A 20,312-nucleotide genomic window follows, 5' to 3' on the forward strand; every position below is an offset into this window, starting at 1 on the left:
ATAATCACTCTAGTAATACAATAAAATTATATGTAGATTGAGGATGTTATACCAATACAAAGGGGATAAATTAAAATGAAAACACTAACACCAACAAAAAATGAACATTTTAAAATCAGATTTGCTGAGGGAAAAGATGTAAAACTTATATTAGATTTTATTAAAGAATTAGCAGATTATGAAAAATTGTTACATGAAGTAGTTGCAACAGAAGAAATACTTATGGATTCATTATTTGTTAGAAAGGCTGCAGAGGTTATTATTGGAGAGCATGATGGTGAGCCAGTAGGTTTCGCTTTGTTTTTTCATAACTTCTCTACTTTCCTTGGAAGACCTGGTATTTACTTAGAAGATTTGTATGTAAGACCTGAAATGAGAGGAAAAGGATATGGTAAAATATTTTTATCCTTCTTAGCAAAATTAGCTATAGAAAGAAATTGTGGGAGATTTGAGTGGTGGTGTATAGATTGGAATGAGCCTTCTATTAATTTTTATAAGAGTATAGGTGCAGTTCCTATGGATGAATGGACAGTATATCGTGTACATAATCAAACACTTATTGATTTAGCAAACGAATTTTAAATTTTAAAAATAAAAAAACCAAAAATTTCCAGATGCCATTTGAGCATCTGGAAATTTTTCAATATATAGTCTATTAAGCTAAATAAATAGCTACATATGTAAATTATATAGTGGGCAAATTAATAAAGATAATAATTTATTAGATTATAAAATAATTTTTCAAAGGAGGCAAAAATGGATATACTAACTAGAAAAAAATTTGAAGAATTAATAAATTCAGAGGAAGAATGGTGTATCTCAATCTATATGCCTACCTGTCGTATGGGAGCAGATATTAAACAAAATCCAATACGATATAAACAGTGCATTAGAGAAGCAGAAGATAAATTATTTAATATGGGTTTAAGTAAATCAGAAGTTGGAAACATCTTACAATCAGCTAGTAATTTAATTGATGAAACAACATTTTGGCAAAACCAAACAGAAGGTTTAGCAATATTTATAACTCCAGATAAAATAAGTTATTATCACCTTCCATTTGAGGTTAAGGATCAAGTGGTAATTTCAGATAAATTTTACACTAAACCACTCCTTCCTTTATTTACAACAGATGGTCAATTTTATATATTAGCATTAAGTAAAAATGAAGTGAGATTATTTAAAGCTTCTAGACAAACAGTTAAGGAAATAGTGATGGAAGATGCACCTCGAAGTGTTGAAGATATGAAAGTAGATGATGACCCAAGAACTAAATTACAAATTCGTACTGCAAATCCAATAAGTAGCTCTTCACTTTCATATAATATAGCAAGTCAAGGGCAGGCTGTAGAAAATGACTTTGATAAAAATGAGTTAGCTAGATATTTTCGTGCAATTGATGAATCTCTAAATAAATTGAATAAAGGAGAAGAAATACCCTTAGTGCTTGCTGGGGTAGAATATTTAATTCCTATATATAAGGAAATTAGTAAATATCCAAATATAGTAGATGAATTTATTAAAGGTAACCCTGAGATATTATATGGGGATGATTTACAAAAGATGGCATGGGAGATTATGGAGCCTAAATTCTTAAAAATACAAGAATTGGCAGAAGCTAAATATAATCAATTTTCAGGCCAGAAAAATGGATTATCTTCTAAATCATTGAGAAAAATTCTATCTCAAGCTTATAATGGTCAAATTGAAACATTATTTATTGCTAATGGAATTCATCAATGGGGTAGATTTAACCCAGATAATAATAAAGTAGATTTTCACGAAGAACAAAATATAGAAAATGAAGATTTAATAGATCGTGCGGCTACCCTCACTATATCTCGAGGTGGTACAGTATATGTGGTAGAGCCGGATAAAGTGCCAGATGGCGGGACTGTTGCAGCTATATTAAGATATTAGGATAATAAAAATACAATCCGAATTAAAATTTTATTCGGATTGTATTTTATATTAACTTGTTAAATAATTAAATTTTGATATTGTTATTTTAGTTGATTTATTAATTATAAGCTAGAAAAGGTTTTTACGGAAAATATCATTGGTATAATATTATACTAATGGAAAAATAATTATTTAATAACTTAGATTGAAAAAAGTTTATTAATATTTTCTATAGATACATATTCAATTATAGATGAAATTAATTGGACATACCTAAGTATTGAATATAGACTATATTATGTACTTTGTTAATATTAATACATATAGGAGGTCAGTATGAGAAGACGAATTAGTTTGTTATTAATTGCATTAGTTTTAGTTACATCTTTAGTTGGGTGTAAGGATAAGGAGGGTACTCCAGCAGCTGTAGAAAATGAGTTTAAAGCCCAAATGACTTTTAATGGTTCATCTACTTTAGCGCCTGTAATATCTGCTATTGCGACAGATTTTATTGAATCAAATACTACCTGGGATAAGGTAGATCCTAGTTTTCCAGATAAGAATGTATCCATCTATGTATCAGCAGGTGGCTCTGGTGCTGGTGTTAAGTCAGTAATAGAAGGAACTAGTGATTTTGGTATGTTAGCTAGGGGAGTAAAGGATGAAGAAAAAGATAAGGTGGGTGATATGAAAGAATTTGTTTTAGGGATAGATGCCTTAACTATTTCTATAAATCCAGAAAACCCATTGGTAAAACTAAAGGACAGTTTAAGCACTGAAGAGATTATGAAAATATTTTCGGGAGAATATAAGTATTGGGATGATTTAGATGATAGTCTTGAACATAAGGAAATAGTAGTTGTTATTAGAGATTTAGGTGGTGGAGCCCATGAAGTATTCCAAAAGAGTATAATGGGTGATGTACAAGTAAGAGAAGATGCGATTCAATCTCCTTCAATGGGTGCCTTAGTTACAAAGATAATCGAAAACAAAGATGCAATAGGTTATGCTTCCTTTGGTATGGTAAATCAAAACGTAGGAAAGCTTATACCATTAAAAGTTGATGGAATAGAGCCAACAGAAGAAAATATAGTAAATGGATCATATAAGGTATCAAGACCTCTTATTGTAGTTAAAAGAGGAGAATTGACATCTGAGCAAAAGGCATTTATGGATTTTGTTTTGTCAGATAAAGGTTCAGAGATTATTGCAAAAATGGGGTTTGTACCAACAAACTAAAATTAGGGGCCTTAGCCCCTTATTTTTTTGAGGTGATTATAGTGAAAGACCTAGAAAATAGAATTTTCAAATCAATAGTTTGTTTTCTTACAGTATTATCATTATTGATACTTTCTTTCATAATATTATTTATTTTAAGAGAAAGCATTGTGTTTTTTAAAGAGGTTTCTATAATAAAATTTATTTTCGGTAATAAATGGAACCCTCTTAATTTTCCAAATAAATTATCAATATACCCTACTATACTAGGAACTATATATGTATCATTAATAGGAATTGCTATTGCATTGCCTATAGGAGTAGGGAATGCTATTGTTTTATCAAATTATACTAATAATAAATTTAAAAAAATAGTTAGAGTTATAGTAGATATACTAGCTGGTATACCTTCTGTTATTCATGGATTTATTGGATTGCTTGTGCTTGTAAAATTCTTTGAGACAAAATTTTTATTAGCTACTGGAGAATCCGTATTAGCAGGTGGTATAATTCTTTCTATTATGATGTTACCATTTATTATTTCCACATGTGAGGAGTCTATGGAAAAGATTTATAATGAAAACTCTACATACTCAAATGCATTAGGGGTTTCTAAATCCTATATGATTAGAAAAATAGTTTTGCCTAATAGTAAAAGAAGCATATTAGCTTCTGGAGTATTAGCATTAGGTAGAGGTATGGGGGAAACTATGGCCGTAATGATGGTAATAGGTAATGCACCAATAATTCCTAAATTGTTGGGAAAATGTCAAACAATTCCTTCCCTAATTGCACTTGAAATGGGAATGGCAGAAGTAGGCAGTCTTCATTATCATGCACTTTATGCTTCAGGTTTTGTACTTATGATGATTTTGCTTATTATCAATGTTATTCTATACATAATAAAAAGAAAAATAATATAACTAAAGGTTGAGATATTTATGAAGGAAAAAATTAAAGATAATATATTTAAACTGTGGATTATAATGAGCACCATTATAGTAGTAGGAGTTACTATATTTATTCTAGGATATATATTTAAAAAAGGAATGGGCTCTATTGATTTAGAATTTATTTTTAACAATCCAAAAGGCATACCATTAGGAGCAGAGGGAGGAATATTTCCAGCTATTGTTGGCAGTCTATTATTAATGTTATTATCTTGCTTTTTTGCATCTTTTTTAGCCATAGCCACAGCTATTTATACAATTTTTTATTGTAGAAATAAATACATAGGTGATATAATTCATTTAATAATACAATGTATGGCTGGCATCCCTTCTATTATTTTAGGTATGTTTGGTTATACATTATTAATTTTATATTTTAAGATTAATAGATCCTTATTAACAGCAAGTATAACATTGGGAATTATGATATTTCCATATATCGAGGTTAGGATTGAAAAGATAATGAATGAGATAAACTCTAATATTATCAGTACATCATATGCTTTAGGAGTATCAAAATTTTATACCATATTTAAATTGATATTACCAATATGTAGAGAAGACATTATTTCAGCCATTCTCTTAGGGGGAGGATTTGCTATGGGAGCTACTGCACCAATAATATTAACAGGGGCTGTAATATTTGCTCCAATACCTAAATCCATACTTTCTCCTGTCATGGCACTTCCCTTTCACCTTTATATATTAACGGGGGAAGGAATATCGTTGGAGAAAGCATATGGTACTGCTGCAATACTTATTATACTATTACTTATAATTAATGTTTTATCTTTGATTTTAAATAGAAAGGAACATAGGTAAATGGAATTAATAAAGGTGAATGATTTAAAGGTTAGTTATGATAATAAATTGATATTAAAGGATTTGTCTATGTCCTTTATGAAAAATAAAATAACTGCAATTATTGGACCTTCAGGTTGTGGTAAATCTACATTTCTTATGGCTCTAAATCTGATGTTAGAGGAACAAGGCGGTAGCTATAGTGGAGAAATTTTATTTAAAGATAAAGATATCAGAGAATATAATAAAGATAATATAAGGAAAATGATAGGTATGGTATTTCAAAAGCCTACACCCTTTCCTTTGTCCATATATAAAAATATGATTTATGCACCTGTATATTATGGAATAAAAGATAAAAAGGAACTACAAAACATAGTAGAATATAATCTAAGAAGAGTAGGACTTTTTGAAGAAATAAATAATGAATTAAATATGTCAGCTATGAAGTTATCAGGAGGACAACAGCAAAGACTTTCCATAGCAAGAGCATTAACTGTAGAACCAGAAGTATTACTTTTGGATGAACCGTGTTCATCATTAGATATAAAAAACACTGCTATTATAGAGGAAATGTTACTGAAACTTTCTAAGGAATATACTATAATAATAGTGACTCACAATTTGTCCCAAGCTAGAAGAATATCCGATTATACAGCATTTATTTTAAATGGTGAACTAATAGAATATGGGAAAACTGAGGAAATGTTTTTTAATCCAAAGAATAAAATGACAAAAGAATACTTAGAAGGAATATATGGATAGATTTAAAGTGGAGGGATGAATTTGTTAATATATGAAATACCAGGTAGAGAGAATATAGAAGTACAAAATATTGTTTTTGACTATAATGGTACTATAGCAGTGGATGGGAAATTAATAAATGGTGTAGAAGAGTTGATAAATAAGTTAGCAGAGTATGTAAAAATATATATATTAACAGCAGATACCTATGGAACTGTAGAAAAAGAGTGCATAGGTATCAATGGAAAAATCTTAACTTTTCCCAAGGATAATGCGGGAGATTCAAAAAAAGAAATAGTAAGAAGTATTAAAGGAAATACTGTTTGTTTAGGTAATGGATATAATGACATCCCCATGTTTAAAGAAGCAATATTATCTATAGCCATAATAGAGAGAGAAGGAGCTTCAGGAGAACTATTATCTAAAGCTGATATAGTAGTGAAATCTACTATAGATGCATTAAATATATTACTTAATAAAAATATGGTTAAAGCAACTTTGAGAAGTTGAAACCCTTATAATGGAAAAGGTATAATTAATAAAAAATACCAATTAACCATAATTAATATGCTCCCTTTGTAAAAGACAGTTAAAATAATAAAAACTGTAACTACAAGGAGGAGTATTTTTTATGTAAAAAAGCCGAAGGTAGCTCCTGAGAAAAAAGTAAAAATTCCAATTATTATTATAAAAGTTATTGACATATGTCCAAAATAAGATATAATAAAGTCAAATGGACATATGTTAATAACTAATAATGAGGAGGAAATAATATATGTTTGGAAGATATGGAATGGGAAAAAATAAAGGTAGAAGGTGTAATAGAAGAGGGGTACACTATGGACTTAGAAGAAATTCATTATACTCAACGATGTGTATTAGAGAAAAAGATCTGTTAGAGGAACAAAAAGTTTTACTTGAAAGAAGGTTAGAAATGATAAATACTCAATTAGAATTTTGTAAAGGAGAATAATGATGGCAAGGCCTAGAAAATGGAGGAAGGTATGTTGCTTACCTGAAAGCAATATGTTTGGACCACTTGATACTGAAAAAACAGATAGTAAAGCAATCATTATGACAGTTGATGAATATGAGGCCATTCGTCTTATAGATTTAGAAGGAATGATGCAGGAAGAATGTGCTGATAGAATGAATGTAGCTAGGACTACTGTCCAGAGAATTTATAATGATGCAAGAAAAAAGATTGCAGAATCCTTGGTTAATGGAAACATATTGAAAATAGAAGGCGGAGATTATATGCTTTATGATGAAAATGAAAAAAGACATGGATGCAGAAGATGTCGAAGACATAGATGTAATGAAAGGCTAGAGCATAAAATTAATGTAAAAGAATAGGAGATATTAAAATGAAAATAGTTATTCCTGTAAATGATAATTCTATAAAAACAACAGTATGTATGTCCTTTGGTAGAACACCTTATTTTCTTATTTATGATACAGATACAAAAGAAAGTATTTTTATAGATAATAGTGCAATTTCAAGTCAAGGCGGAGCAGGAATCAAAGCTGCTCAATCAGTAGTTGATAGCGGGGCAGAGGTGCTAATTACTCCAAGATGCGGGGAGAAGGCAGCTGATGTAATAAATGCAGGCAGAGTGAAGATATATAAAACAATTAATGATTCTATAGAAGATAATATAGATGCTTTTATAAATGGACAATTGTCTTTACTTGAAGAGATTCATTCAGGATTTCATAATCATGGAGGCAAATAATATGAAGATAGCAGTGCTTAGTGGCAAAGGAGGTACAGGGAAAACCTTTATATCAGTTAACTTGGCTACTGTTGCAGAAAAGTCCATTTATTTAGACTGTGATGTTGAAGAACCGAATGGGCATTTATTTTTAAAACCCCAGAAATTATCTATTAAAGAAATATCAGTGAAGATACCTAATGTTAATCAGGAGCTATGTACTGGGTGTAGAAAATGTGTTGAGTTTTGTAAATTTAATGCACTGGCTTATGTTAAGGATAGATTAATTATTTTTGATGAAGTATGTCATTCTTGTGGAGGATGTGCATTGTTTTGTCCTGAAAAGGCTTTATCAGAAAAGGAAAGAGTTATTGGAATAATAGAAAAAGGATTATCTGACAATGTAACTGTATTAACAGGAATCCTAAATACTGGTGAGGTTTCAGGGGTTCCTATTATAAGTGAAATTCTAAGAGATAATTTAATTAATAATGATTTAGTTATAATTGATTGTCCTCCAGGAAGTTCTTGTATGGTAATGGAAAGTATTAAAGATGCAGATTATTGTGTCTTAGTAGCAGAACCTACAATATTTGGGGTTCATAACTTGAACATGGTTTATGAATTAGTTAGATTGTTTGAAAAACCTTTCGGGATAGTTTTAAACAAATGTTTAGATGATAATAACCCCGTTGAAGAATTTTGCATTCATAATAAAGTAGAAATTTTAGCAAGAATTCCTTTTAGTGTTAAATTAGGAAAAATGAATTCAAATGGTTTAATTGCATCAAAACAAAGTAAAAAATATCAAGAGGTATTTATAAATTTATTAAATAATATTACTAAGGAGGTATGTGATGAAACAATTATTAATCCTTAGTGGTAAAGGAGGAACAGGAAAAACTACTGTTGCTAGTGCTTTTATAAAACTGGCAAATGCTAAGGCATTTGCAGATTGTGATGTTGATGCTCCCAATCTGCATTTATTAATGAATCAAATTTCTCAGCCTATAATATCAGATTATTACGGTATGGACAAAGCCTTTATAGATACTGGGAAATGTAAAAGCTGTGGTATATGTAAAGAAAGTTGTCGTTTTGATGCTATTAAATTAGTCAATGAAGAATTTAAAGTTGATTATTTTTCATGTGAAGGCTGTGGAGTTTGTGAAGAGATATGTTCATTTGACGCAATAGCTCTTAGACCAGATATTGCAGGTAAATTAACTTTATATACAAAAGATAAAATATTTTCTACAGCACAATTAAAAATGGGGAGTGGAACTTCTGGAAAATTAGTAAGTGAAGTTAAAAAACAGATGAAAGAATCTGTTGAAAATGCAGATTTGGCTATTATTGATGGTTCTCCAGGAATTGGCTGTCCAGTAATAGCATCTCTTAGTGGTGTAGATATGGTGCTTATCGTTGCAGAACCTTCCCTTTCAGGTATTAATGATATGCTACGAATTATTAGGACTGCAAAAAAATTAAATGTTAAAACCCTTGTTTGTGTTAATAAATATGATACAAATGTAGAGAATACTAATAAGATTAAATCAATATGTGAACAACTGAACTTAGCATTTGTGGGGGAAATACCTTATGATAAAGAAGTAATTAAAGCTATAAACACTGGGCAGAGTATAGTTGATGTTAAATGTAAAGCAGGCAATGCAGCAAAAGATGTGTTTAAAAATACAATGAAAATCATAAATGAATAAAGGAGAAAAAATATGAGCGAAAACTGTAATCAAAATTGTAATACTTGTAGCGTAGAATGTAGTGACAGAAAGGAAACTACTATGGACTTTCTAGAAAAATCACATGAATTAAGTAATATAAAAAAGGTAATAGGAATAGTAAGTGGTAAAGGTGGTGTAGGAAAGTCATTAGTTACATCTATCTTAGCAGCATCAATGAATAGAAAAGGATACAATACTGCAATATTAGATGCAGATATTACTGGACCTTCAATACCTAAGGCTTTTGGAGTAGAAGAGAAGGCTAGAGCAAATAAGCTTGGTTGGTTTCCAGTTAAAAGTAAAACAGGTATCAATATTATGTCTATTAACCTATTAGTAGAAAATGATACGGATCCTGTAGTTTGGAGAGGACCTATAATAGCTAGTGCTGTTAAACAGTTCTGGACTGATGTAATCTGGGGAGATATTGATTATATGTTTGTTGATATGCCTCCAGGAACTGGAGATGTTCCTCTTACTGTATTTCAGTCTCTTCCAATTGATGGAATAATTATAGTAACATCGCCACAAGAATTAGTTTCAATGATAGTATCTAAAGCAGTTAAGATGGCAGAAATGATGAATATACCTATCATTGGATTAGTTGAAAATATGTCATATTTAAAATGTCCTGATTGTGGAAAAGAAATTAAGGTATTTGGAGATAGTCATATTGATGAAATTGCAAAAGAACATAATATAAATGTACTTGCTAAGATGCCAATAGATCCTAAACTTGCATCATCATGTGATAATGGTTCTATTGAAACATTTGAAGTTAACTATTTAAACAGTATTTCGCAAATATTAGATGAAATGGAGGAGTAATTATGAAAATAGCAGTTGCTAGTGAGGGCAAAATGGTAACAGAGCATTTTGGACATTGTGAGAATTTCAGCATTTTTGAAATAGAAGAAAAAAAGATTATTAAAACTGAGATAATTCCTAATCCAGGGCATAAACCTGGATTTCTACCAAATTTTTTAAATGATTTGGGAGTAAATGTTATTATTTCAGGCGGAATGGGAGGAGGAGCAATTGACATTTTTAATGAAAAGGATATAGAAGTAATAGTAGGTGCCAAAGGAGATGCTAAGGAAGCTGTAAATAGTTATTTACAAGGTTCACTTAAATCAACAGGCTCAGTTTGTAATGAACATCAACACCATAATGAGTGTGGAAATTAAAAGGAGGTTTTTATTATGTCATATAGTCCATCTTTAGGAAGTTCTATAACTAATACGAAAATGAGAGATTTTGCACACCTATCTGAATTTTCAGGTATGTGTGCTGTATGTACTGCTAATTGCACTGGTACATGTGAAATAGGTTTATCAGCAGTTCGTGGCTCAGAAGCAATTTATCCTTATAAAACAGATATAAATCAATTTGCATCTGAGAAGAATTATCCATTAGATTTTTCTCATTTCAACATTAATGGGAGAGTATTTGGTGCATTGGGATGCAATGAAGATGCAGAATTAGTAACTTTTCCTAAAGCAAATATAGGTACAACATTTGGAATAAACAATAAAGTTAAATTAAATGCACCTATAGTTTTACCAGCCATAGCAAAGCTTAATTGGAGAGATTATTATGCTGGAGCTGCTTTAGCAGGGGTATTAGTTGTAATAGGTGAAGATGTAGTAGCAAAAGATAAAGATTTAGTTTTAAAAAATGGGAAGGTTGTTGCATCACCTTTAATAGAAGAAATGGTATCATCATTTAGGAAATATTATAGGGGCTATGGAGATATTATTCTTCAAGGGAATTATGATGATGAAAATTTAGGTGTATTAGATTATGCTATTACTAAACTAGGAGTTAAATCCGTGGAGCTAAAATTTGGACAAGGCTCTAAAGGAATACAAGGAATGGGCAGGGTTGAAAAAATTGAAGATGCTTTGGAGTTTCAAAAAAAAGGATATTTAGTTTATCCTGATCCATCTGATCCAGTAGTAGCAGATAATTATAAAAAAGGGATAGGACAGGTATTTGAAAGAATTAGTAAGCTACCAATATGGAATGAGGATATTTTAATCAATAGGGTAAAAGAACTACGAGAACTAGGTGCAGAACATATATGCTTTAAAACTGGACCATTTGATCCAGAAGATTTAATTAGAATACTTAAAATTGCATCAAAGGCTGGCGTTGATTTAGTTACATTTGATGGTGCTGGCGGAGGTTCTGGAAATAGTCCAAGTAAGATGATGAATGAATGGGGTATTCCTACAGTTTATATGGAAAGTTTATTATATAATATTTTAAAGAAAATGAATGAAAAGAATTATCCACTTCCACAGATTGCAATAGCTGGCGGAATTGCTATGGAAGACCAAGTATTTAAGGGATTAGCCTTAGGTGCTCCATATATAGGTCTTGTTGGAATAGGAAGAGCAGCTATGGCAGCAGCTATGGCAGGAAAGCAAGTGGGGGAACTTATAAAAGGAGGCACTGTGCCTAAGGATTATCAAAGATTTGGTTCTAATATAGAAGAAATATTCAGTGGTATAAGAGAACTTAGAGGATTATATGGTGATGATGCTTTAAATATTTCTACTGGTGCTATAGGTGTTTATTCCTATATAAATAGAATATCCACAGGATTAAAGCAACTTATGGCTTTAAATAGGAAATTCTCACTAGAATATATAGATAGAAAAGATATAATTCCATTAACTGAATTAGCAGCTAAAGTAACAGGATTAGAAACATATAGTGATATATTAGAGAGAGAATTAAGTAATATATAATTAATTAAATAAATCTATGGGTATCTGTAGGGAATAGATATATATTATAAAAATTGAAAATTAAGATTTATAATGTTATAATCAACAAGGTAAAATTAATGAATTATAAAATAGGGGGAATATTAATGAATAGCAAAAGATTTAAATTATTTACTTTGTTGGTTGTAATGATATTGACAATGTCATTGATGGTTGCATGTGGAAAAAATACTACAGAACCTGCAGATAAGTCTGGAGATAACTCTACAGATGTAGCAGCAATAAAAACAATGACAGGTGAAGAACTTGTAAAGCAAAATTCAGGAAAAGAAAAAGATAAGGTTTTAATTATTGATGTACGTTCACCTGAAGAATATAAAGCAGGTCATATTCAACATGCTATTAATATGAATATTGAAGGTTTTGAAGGTAGAATTGGTGAACTTGAAGATTTAAAAGATTTCCCAATTATAACTTATTGTAATTCAGGAAAAAAGAGTGGACAAGTTGCAGAAATTTTAGCAAATAATGGATTTAAAGATGTGACTAATGCTGCAGGAGTTAAGGAATTTGAATATGATTTAGTTCACTATGATGACTTAAGGGGAGCTGCATTTCAAGAGTTTATTGATGAAAACAAAGATATGGTATTAGTAGACGTTAGACCAGAAAAACAAGTTGCAGATGAGGGAATGATTGAAGGGGCTATCAATGTTCCATTTGATGCAGTAGAGTCTAATATTGATAAATTACCAAAAGATAAGACGATAGCTTTATATTGCAATACTGGTACGAAGAGTGCTGAGGTTGCAAAGCAACTAGAAGATATTGGTTATGAAAACATTGTAAATGCTATTGAGGGCGTGAAAGAATTTCAATTTGTTTTAGTAAAATAATAATTTTTTTTAAAAAGAACCTCTGTTGGTTTAATGGAATTATCTAGAAACCACATATCAATGAGGTTCTTTTTTATATTATAGAACACAGTCTTTTGATCTGTAGGAATACTACCTTAGTCTTTATAACAGATTTTGACAAGGGAATAGGAAGTAGCTTGTTGAGATGTGCAAGGTATATATCTTTGAAATGAGAGGGAGTGTAATTATAGATTAAATAGAGAGGATTTATAGAGTGATAGAAGATAAAAAGAATCGGGGATAAACCCCGATTCAGTTATTACTAATTATCAGAAATCACAGTTCATGAAAATAATTACTAATATTAGGAAAAAGAATAGTAGAGAATTATCCATGCCACATTCTCTGTCACATCCTCTTCTGCCGCCAAATAAGCCACCCATAAAAGCACCTCCTATTTATACTTTTTGTTTAGGTGAAAGTAAGGGGTATAATAATACAATATGAAAGATAGTTATAAAGTGTTAATTATTATTTTTAGGAGAGAGATAAATTAGATAAGATTTAAATGACTAGAATCAATCTATTCTTTTATTTTTCAAAAATATTCTAATGCATAATATTTTAAATTAATCACATACTATAAATGTGAGGTTCGTAAACAGATTTCAATTTTCAGTTAATACTGAAAAGATATGTTCTCCTTTTACAAGGTCCGTAATGGATTTTGATGAAAGCAGGCATATTATTTGAATTCATTACGGACCTTACTTTTATTTGAAAACTTTTCAAAAAATAAGGGTTTTAATTCGAATATCTTGAATATTGAATTATGTAAACGAATCTAATGCAAAGTGTGATAAATAATTGTACACTTAGTATCAGCTTTGTTTTTTTCTATCAATGCCCGTTACTGCTCATCTACCGGGACACTTCCTATACTTGCTACGAAACTTTATTCCTCAATACTTACAACAACGGAAAATCATTTTTTTCCAAACTTTCGCAAAAGAAAAATGTGCTAATCTGTTTCGTGAAAATCCCCTTACCTTGACAACAGCATAGAGATGGCCTATAATTAAACGTGTATTAAACATGTTTAATTATAGGAGGAATAGCAATGCAAAGTGAGGATACAAAAAGCCAGTTAATTTCCGCAACAAAAGAATTGCTTCTGACTGCAAAAAATCCAGAAAAAATTACAGCACGTCAAATAGCAAGTCAAGCAAATGTCAATTTGGCTATGATAAATTACTGTTTTGGATCAAAAGACGAATTATTAAAATTTGCTATTGATGAAATTATTGCGTTAGAGTTCAATCAATTTACCATTAAAGACAAAGATAATTTTAGCCCAAAGGAAAAATTGAAAATGCTTCTTTACCATATTTCTGAAGTGACTATACGATATGAAAGCATAACAAGGCTTTCTATTCCTTATGTACTACTAAACGCTCCGATTGATATACCATATAAGATATTACCTTATATTAAGGAACATTTCCACGGTAAAAAGGAGGAACATATTTGTAAAATATTAGCCTATGAAATTGTATCATTCATGCAGGTCGTTTTTTATAGGGCAAAAGATTTTCACAAGTATTCCGGTATAAACCTACAAGAGTCAGCGGAGCTACAAAGATTTATAGATAGTCAGCTTGATTTACTGTTGGGAGGAGGTGAAACAAATGAAAAATAATTTAAAAATACTCTCTATACTTGCTTTTGTCGCAGCTATTCCGTCCTTAATTATTACCGACTGGCACTATAAAGGTTATGGCATATTAGTTATGTTTATGTTTTTGACGATTGGGTTGGTTTTGGATCAAGTAATACGCTTGAAATTTCCTATGTTGAGCGTTACTCCGATTGGTAATTATCAAAAAAACAAATTGATTAACATATTTGCCTTAATTCTTTTTGTGCAATCTCCAATAGGGTTGATTTTTGGTAATAAGATTTATCCCAATTTGGGATTTTGGCTTTTGATAATTATGATTTGTGTTGGTGTTAGCTCCAATCATATTGCAAGAATAAAATATCAGTATTCAGTGGAAAACGTGGAGGAAAACTTATGAAAATACTCGGAAGTTTAGCAATCGTTCTTATTTGTGGTTTGTGGATAAAATTTCATCCTCAAGGAAATGTTAATCAATGTAAGACAGCTAAATATATCAGTTATCAAAGAGCCAGACGCTAAGACGCAGAGCAGATAACCTATGAGAATGTTTCGCGTGGTTATGGGCTTTTTATTTGTCTAAAATCAAAGTCGCCTGATTAAAGCCTATTTTGAAATTAACTACCTTAATTCAAAGGGGGAGTGAACAGTGGTAGAGAAGAAAATCACCATAACAAACAGTAATCCACCCAGCACTTGCAATTTTACCCATTATATCTGCGCAGATTTTTTAGCACAAGTAGTGCTTGCCGAGGTATGGTGATTAACACGCTTTGCAAGCCAGTACGAGGACGAGCAAAGTGTACTTACTGCAAGGGTAGCTCTGGAAGCTGACCTTGAACAGAATAGCTATAAATCTATGACAATCCACCGGTGGATTTTGAGTTTTTTAAGTCATTCCGAAGTATTTGTAATGTTGAGGAACAGGTTGGAATTTAGAATCTGTAAAATTCGCATAAGCATACTTCATTGCAATTACAGGATATATAAAAATCTATGATTTTGTAAGAAAAAATTCCGTTGGAGGGATTTCCATTATTTCTTACAAATAAGGTACAGTAAATTTTAGATTACGCAGTCAGCACCTATCACTGAAAAATGATTATTAGGGCTGGCTTAAGAATGAGAGACAAACAATATTATAAAGAACGATTTAAGGAGTATCTTGAGTGACACTTGAACAAAATGTTAGGAGGCATTGGTGGACGGTACTGTAAGAAAGCTTATGAGGGTAGGAAAGGTCAAACATTTCTATATAAGAAAACCTTATATGAATATATAATTGAGTATTCTTTAAAAAGGCTGGTGAACAGATTTTATTTTTTATGATAAATTTTCTTTGCTTTTACAAAGGTTGGCTTTTTAGCCAACCTTTTAATTTTGTACATAAAACTTTTCAAGACTTATTGACAAGTAAACTTGGTAGTGATAAAACAAACTTGCAAATTAAACTTTGCAAAAATACAATAATACTTGTAAAGGAGTATAGATTATGAATAACGATGAAATTTTGAAAAGAAGTCGCCAACAGAAACAAGATGAAGGAATGGAACACACAGAAAACAACGGGAGGAAGCTTGGTTTTATTGCGTTTTGCTGCGTTTTTTTGTTCGAAGTAATATTCAATAGCTTTTTGGGAGAGCAAAGCTATGCAATATTTGCACTTTTCTGGACATTTATAGCAGCAGAGGCAATTCCTAAATATCGTTTCACTCAAAAGAAAGCGTGTCTAATTACTATAATTGCAGGGTTTATTGCAGCTGCAGCATCGTTGGCAGGCTTTGTTTCGGTGAGGTAAAGAATATGAAAGATGATTTGATATTAAAAAATAAATTGAAAGTGGCAAGAGCGGAAAAAAATCTGTCCCAACAAGAGCTTGCTGAACTGGTCGGAGTTTCTCGCAATACGATCAGCTCTATTGAAACAGGACAATTTAATCCTACTGCTAAATTAGCGCTTATTCTCTGTATTGCACTTGACAAAAAATTCGAGGAACTATTCTATTTTGAGTGAGATTATGAGCATACAATTGTATCCTTGCAAAAACCTAGAAGGGAATAAAATTTTAATAATTAAACAAGGGCAATGAAAGGCGGGAGAAATCTCGTCTTTTTTTGTTGTCTAAAACAAGAAAGGAAAGTATAAAATACTTAAAAATCACAATAGTTTTCCGTTTCTAGAGGAATATTTATCTTATTTAACAGTAATTAAAGATCGCTCATAAAACACCATAATTGAATATTACACCGAGATATTGATGCTCTATGAGTTTCTTTGCCAAAAAAGAAGAATAAAGAGAGATGTATATAATTTAAGTGCAGGTACAAGAGCAAGAAAAATAGTATCTATCAGATAGTTAAGGAAGTATCTAAAAAAACAAGGTTTATATGATAGAAAACAATGTTGCTGAAGATTTAGAAACTTCTAAAATGCTGAAACGCATACTATATTTAACCCTTGAGGAAAGCGTAAGGCAGTGAATGTTCAGCAAGAAATCATTGCATTACCACTACAGAGATTTATACCACATTGATGAAACGAAGTTACGCTTGGCAGTAAACTCTAATCACTTATCTCTCAAGCACGAGGATCAATTATTATTACAAGATGATATTGCTTACACTCCACAGATGATAGCAACTTTGACAAATTATCAAAGTGGAACAGTAGAAAAAGCACTCCAACAATTTTTAGGACAATATCAAAATGTTTCTTTTAGTGATAATGAATTAGAACAGTTAGAAAGTGAGTTGAAATCTGTCTATGAGAATATATCGAAAGACTTTCAGAATATATGATAAGTACAGGAAAAACCTACAAAAGCCACTTTTCTACCATTTGCAGACGGGCAAAGGAGGACGCACAGGAAAACAAGCCTATTTAAAGCACATATCTTTGAGGGAATAGACAAGCACCCTATTATGGGTGATTGCATGGCAAAAGCAAGGTTTTAGAATAGACTTTTGCAAACGATAACGGAACTATCCCCAATATGGATAAGGCAAAAAAGTATGTAGATAATTTTGAGAAAGTGAAAGCCGATAATATAGATTTGCTTCTATGGGAAGATGTGGAAACCGAGAAAAGCTACTTTGCCGGTTGTATTGCTAAAAGGGAATATATAGCTGCCCTCAATTGCAATGCTCTATTGATAATTAAGGAACCTGCACCCAGCTTCATAACGAAAATCGGTGGCACAACATATATCGTCAATCTGCATTTTAGCAAAGCCAGTAAGGGAATTTTATGCAAAAGCGCAAGGTGTGTACCAACTTCCCCTGCTTGTCAGGCTTCTTTTTTACATATCTGTTTTGCAATTTATAATGTAGTAATGTAGTTATATAATGTTATTTAATAATCACAATATTCTGTTAGTAAGTATTTTTAGTGTTTTATATAGGAACTATTTTTCAAAGTTTTATTACGGCTATTACAAATTTTATTCAATTGATAACATGAAGTTAACTAAATTGCAATCTAGTTTTATAGGTGGTGGTATATGATGATAATTATACTACTGGGAGTAATATGGGATGAAGAAAAGGATTTGTTTAATAAGATTTTCTCAAAATTGAATGTATGGATTTATAATATTTCTTTTAATATATTAAGGAATAAATTTGATGTAGAAGAGCTTCTATCTGAAACATTTTTAAAAATTATCTAAAATATAGAAAAAATATCTATTTTGCCCTGTCCCCAAATAGAAGCCTACTGAGTTATAATATTAAAAATGAAATAATTAATATTATAAGAAAACGTAAGAAGATTATACATGTAAAGGATGTAGACTATTTTGACCATAGCGAAGGAGATTATGATATTGAAGAAGAATATTTAGAAACAGTAAATAAAGAACAATTACTTTACTGTATGAATAGACTTTCATATGACAAAAAATTTTTTGTTCATCTGCGCTTTGTCAATGAAATGAGATTTAAAGATATTTCAGAGCTTTTAGGAATCACTGAAGAAACTGTAAAAAACGTGGTCAACGCATTTTAAAAAATATGATTATATTATAAGGAAGGTGAAAAAAGTGAACAATACGGTTAAAGCTGTCTCAAAAGAATTGTGTGAATTATCTCTTCAGAATGAAATACAAATTTAATATAAAAACATTTTTTTCTTTCGATATTGTTTTAAAAGTATACCTTCTGAAACAGATAAGATATTGAAAATAGAAGACTCTAAAAACAAATTACGTTATATACAAAAAATGCTATCATGCTTTATGGATTTGGGAAATTCATGGATTGATGATAATTCTTTGAAAAAGGTTTGTGAAATAGTTCTTATAGAAGATACAAAAGACTATGATAATATTGAAGTACTACATCAACCTACTTATTCTAAGTTTTTCAGGCAAAAGCTAAAAGATATTAAGAGTCCACAAAAACCTAATAAAATATTCCTAATAATGGCTGAAAGAGTAGCTATCTTTATATTGGTATGTTTTTTAAGTTTTTCTACTGTTTTGGCAGTTAATATAGAGATATGTGAAAGGTTTTTTGACTGGGTAGTTGTAACATTCCCTAAGCTTAGCATCTTTATACCACAAAATATAAATAAAGATATTGATACTATCGATCTAAAGTTATTAAAAAACAATTATATTCCTTCCGGTTTTAAATTAACTAATGTTGATGAAGGCAATAATATGCTAATTTATAATTATTTTTCAGAGGATGATAAAAAACTAGATATAAGTTTTTTCGAATCGTCCAGAAAAGGTGAATTATTTTATGATACAGAAAATATAGAAATAGAGGAGTTTATTTTTAAAGAATCTAATGCATATATGTGATAAACAGATAAAATGACTTATTTACTATGGTATCAGGATAGCATTGAATGCCATATTGTAGCACATTTAGACAAAGGTGAAGTTATAAAAATAGCAGAAAATATTTTCAAGTAAAAATACTTTTAAAAATATGTCCCTTTTTTCATTTTCATGCGTTATATGGGTAAGAACCAATAATAATTTAAGGAGGATTTTTATGAAATTTAAGAGAACAGTAGTGGTATCAATGGCACTTACGCTTATCATTATGGTAAGTTTTTCTGCCGTTTTCGCCGCAACTAAAGATGTGCAAGCGTCAAGTGTCCTAAGTAAATATCAACAACAAAGGATTTATGAAGCAATACAAAATCAATTAGTTGATACATATGGAGATTCATATATTTTTGAAAACTTCACATATGATATTAACGAAGAGAAGATTGTGGGGACTGATAGACTTATAGACATTGACGTTTATGTAGATATGATGCTGACAAGGTCTGTATCTGAAAATGCCTTTGTTCAAGGAATGCTTGATAAGATTGACAAGCTGGAAGGTAAAGAGAAGTCAATCGCAGAAAGTGAAATTCAACCTCTTATAATGGACATTGAAGAAGCTTATAATAACACAAGGAATGTTCAAGTGCTTTATACCATTAAATTAGGAAATTCCAGAATGGCGATGACAGAAGACTTTGAACTTTTTTCACGCATTGATTTCCTTGAGGAAGAAGAATCACTTCTAACTAGCGTTGACAGTATCAAAAGCAGCAGAGAAGAGAACGAAGAAAACGCTTTTGATAAGGGCTATAAAGCCGTTGAGGAAGTGATTACCCAGATTACATTAAGTGACAAAGTAAACAACTCTACAATGAGTTCTGTACAATATGATAGACTTAAATCTAGAGACTGGGCGAGAGATAACAGGGCAAAAGAACCAGAGTATTCGAAGGCCAACGGTTATGGTAGCGATTGTGCCAATTTTGTATCGAGGGCGATAAACCAAGGCGGCATTCCGCAAGACATAAGCGGCAAATGGGCTCACCATTCTAATGGTTCTACTATAGGAGCTTTTAAATATATAAATTGGTTTAGAACAGGTCACAATAATAATGGTGGAGTAGCTCCGTATATGGTTGATAAGGGTTACTTTTACGAAGAAAGTAGCTGGACTAAAGCATTTG

Annotated in this window: 27 protein-coding genes; all 27 read left to right on the plus strand. The window is 30.9% G+C overall.

What is annotated here, in order from left to right:
• Positions 1-75 precede the first annotated feature (75 nt).
• Positions 76-582 carry a GNAT family N-acetyltransferase gene (locus RT714_RS09805; RefSeq protein WP_313757390.1) on the plus strand — a complete coding sequence of 169 codons (507 nt, stop codon included), beginning with the start codon at positions 76-78 and terminating at the stop codon, positions 580-582.
• Between the two features lie 174 nt (positions 583-756).
• A complete protein-coding gene (locus RT714_RS09810) occupies positions 757-1,920 on the plus strand; it encodes a hypothetical protein (RefSeq protein WP_313757391.1) in 1,164 nt (387 codons plus the stop codon).
• 318 nt (positions 1,921-2,238) lie between these two features.
• Positions 2,239-3,141 carry a phosphate ABC transporter substrate-binding protein gene (locus RT714_RS09815; protein ID WP_313757392.1) on the plus strand — a complete coding sequence of 301 codons (903 nt, stop codon included), beginning with the start codon at positions 2,239-2,241 and terminating at the stop codon, positions 3,139-3,141.
• A gap of 41 nt (positions 3,142-3,182) precedes the next feature.
• Positions 3,183-4,043 (plus strand): phosphate ABC transporter permease subunit PstC, encoded by an 861-nt coding sequence (gene pstC, locus RT714_RS09820; RefSeq protein WP_313757393.1) that lies wholly within the window; start codon positions 3,183-3,185, stop codon positions 4,041-4,043.
• An 18-nt stretch (positions 4,044-4,061) separates the two neighbouring features.
• Positions 4,062-4,892: an ABC transporter permease subunit gene (locus RT714_RS09825; RefSeq protein WP_313757394.1), complete on the plus strand. Its 831-nt coding sequence runs from the start codon at positions 4,062-4,064 to the stop codon at positions 4,890-4,892.
• A complete protein-coding gene (locus tag RT714_RS09830; protein WP_313757395.1) occupies positions 4,893-5,636 on the plus strand; it encodes a phosphate ABC transporter ATP-binding protein in 744 nt (247 codons plus the stop codon).
• 15 nt (positions 5,637-5,651) lie between these two features.
• Entirely contained in the window at positions 5,652-6,125 is a 474-nt protein-coding gene (locus tag RT714_RS09835) for an ATPase P (protein ID WP_313757396.1), read from the plus strand.
• 265 nt (positions 6,126-6,390) lie between these two features.
• Positions 6,391-6,588 (plus strand): DUF5320 domain-containing protein, encoded by a 198-nt coding sequence (locus RT714_RS09840; RefSeq protein WP_313757397.1) that lies wholly within the window; start codon positions 6,391-6,393, stop codon positions 6,586-6,588.
• A 2-nt stretch (positions 6,589-6,590) separates the two neighbouring features.
• On the plus strand, positions 6,591-6,971 hold the full coding sequence (locus tag RT714_RS09845) for a DUF134 domain-containing protein (RefSeq protein ID WP_072971507.1): 381 nt from the start codon (positions 6,591-6,593) through the stop codon (positions 6,969-6,971).
• Positions 6,972-6,982: 11 nt separating this feature from the next.
• Positions 6,983-7,351 (plus strand): NifB/NifX family molybdenum-iron cluster-binding protein, encoded by a 369-nt coding sequence (locus RT714_RS09850; protein ID WP_313757398.1) that lies wholly within the window; start codon positions 6,983-6,985, stop codon positions 7,349-7,351.
• 1 nt (position 7,352) lies between these two features.
• Complete coding sequence (locus RT714_RS09855) at positions 7,353-8,210, plus strand: ATP-binding protein (protein WP_313757399.1); 858 nt, start codon at positions 7,353-7,355, stop codon at positions 8,208-8,210.
• Positions 8,188-9,051 carry an ATP-binding protein gene (locus RT714_RS09860; RefSeq protein ID WP_313757400.1) on the plus strand — a complete coding sequence of 288 codons (864 nt, stop codon included), beginning with the start codon at positions 8,188-8,190 and terminating at the stop codon, positions 9,049-9,051. Before RT714_RS09855 ends, RT714_RS09860 begins: the two co-directional genes overlap by 23 nt.
• Positions 9,052-9,063: 12 nt before the next feature.
• Positions 9,064-9,900 (plus strand): Mrp/NBP35 family ATP-binding protein, encoded by an 837-nt coding sequence (locus tag RT714_RS09865; RefSeq protein WP_313757401.1) that lies wholly within the window; start codon positions 9,064-9,066, stop codon positions 9,898-9,900.
• 2 nt (positions 9,901-9,902) lie between these two features.
• A complete protein-coding gene (locus tag RT714_RS09870) occupies positions 9,903-10,259 on the plus strand; it encodes a NifB/NifX family molybdenum-iron cluster-binding protein (protein WP_313757402.1) in 357 nt (118 codons plus the stop codon).
• Between the two features lie 15 nt (positions 10,260-10,274).
• Positions 10,275-11,828, plus strand: a complete 1,554-nt coding sequence (locus tag RT714_RS09875; RefSeq protein WP_313757403.1) for a glutamate synthase-related protein — start codon at positions 10,275-10,277, stop codon at positions 11,826-11,828.
• A gap of 125 nt (positions 11,829-11,953) precedes the next feature.
• Positions 11,954-12,703 (plus strand): rhodanese-like domain-containing protein, encoded by a 750-nt coding sequence (locus tag RT714_RS09880; protein WP_313757404.1) that lies wholly within the window; start codon positions 11,954-11,956, stop codon positions 12,701-12,703.
• A 1,081-nt stretch (positions 12,704-13,784) separates the two neighbouring features.
• Positions 13,785-14,363, plus strand: a complete 579-nt coding sequence (locus tag RT714_RS09885; RefSeq protein ID WP_313757405.1) for a TetR/AcrR family transcriptional regulator — start codon at positions 13,785-13,787, stop codon at positions 14,361-14,363.
• Positions 14,353-14,742, plus strand: coding sequence for a hypothetical protein (locus RT714_RS09890; protein ID WP_313757406.1), 390 nt, complete (start codon positions 14,353-14,355; stop codon positions 14,740-14,742). The genes RT714_RS09885 and RT714_RS09890 overlap by 11 nt, the downstream gene beginning before the upstream one ends.
• 1,092 nt (positions 14,743-15,834) lie before the next feature.
• Positions 15,835-16,140, plus strand: coding sequence for a DUF6442 family protein (locus tag RT714_RS09895; protein ID WP_313757407.1), 306 nt, complete (start codon positions 15,835-15,837; stop codon positions 16,138-16,140).
• A gap of 5 nt (positions 16,141-16,145) precedes the next feature.
• Positions 16,146-16,355: a helix-turn-helix transcriptional regulator gene (locus tag RT714_RS09900; protein WP_313757408.1), complete on the plus strand. Its 210-nt coding sequence runs from the start codon at positions 16,146-16,148 to the stop codon at positions 16,353-16,355.
• A 467-nt stretch (positions 16,356-16,822) separates the two neighbouring features.
• Complete coding sequence (locus tag RT714_RS15950; RefSeq protein WP_399326570.1) at positions 16,823-17,140, plus strand: phage replisome organizer N-terminal domain-containing protein; 318 nt, start codon at positions 16,823-16,825, stop codon at positions 17,138-17,140.
• Positions 17,141-17,334: 194 nt separating this feature from the next.
• Positions 17,335-17,679, plus strand: a complete 345-nt coding sequence (locus tag RT714_RS09910) for a hypothetical protein (RefSeq protein WP_313757410.1) — start codon at positions 17,335-17,337, stop codon at positions 17,677-17,679.
• A gap of 162 nt (positions 17,680-17,841) precedes the next feature.
• Complete coding sequence (locus RT714_RS09915) at positions 17,842-18,009, plus strand: hypothetical protein (protein ID WP_313757411.1); 168 nt, start codon at positions 17,842-17,844, stop codon at positions 18,007-18,009.
• 155 nt (positions 18,010-18,164) lie between these two features.
• Complete coding sequence (locus tag RT714_RS15955) at positions 18,165-18,347, plus strand: sigma factor-like helix-turn-helix DNA-binding protein (RefSeq protein ID WP_399326577.1); 183 nt, start codon at positions 18,165-18,167, stop codon at positions 18,345-18,347.
• A gap of 169 nt (positions 18,348-18,516) precedes the next feature.
• Positions 18,517-19,149, plus strand: coding sequence for a DUF4367 domain-containing protein (locus tag RT714_RS09920; protein WP_313757412.1), 633 nt, complete (start codon positions 18,517-18,519; stop codon positions 19,147-19,149).
• 12 nt (positions 19,150-19,161) lie between these two features.
• A complete protein-coding gene (locus tag RT714_RS15960; RefSeq protein WP_399326573.1) occupies positions 19,162-19,263 on the plus strand; it encodes a hypothetical protein in 102 nt (33 codons plus the stop codon).
• Positions 19,264-19,345: 82 nt separating this feature from the next.
• Positions 19,346-20,312: amidase domain-containing protein (locus tag RT714_RS09925; RefSeq protein WP_313757413.1), on the plus strand; the 967-nt coding region annotated here is incomplete at its 3' end.

Source organism: Tissierella sp., assembly GCF_032104385.1.
In the GTDB taxonomy this organism is placed as follows: Bacteria; Bacillota; Clostridia; order Tissierellales; family Tissierellaceae; genus Tissierella.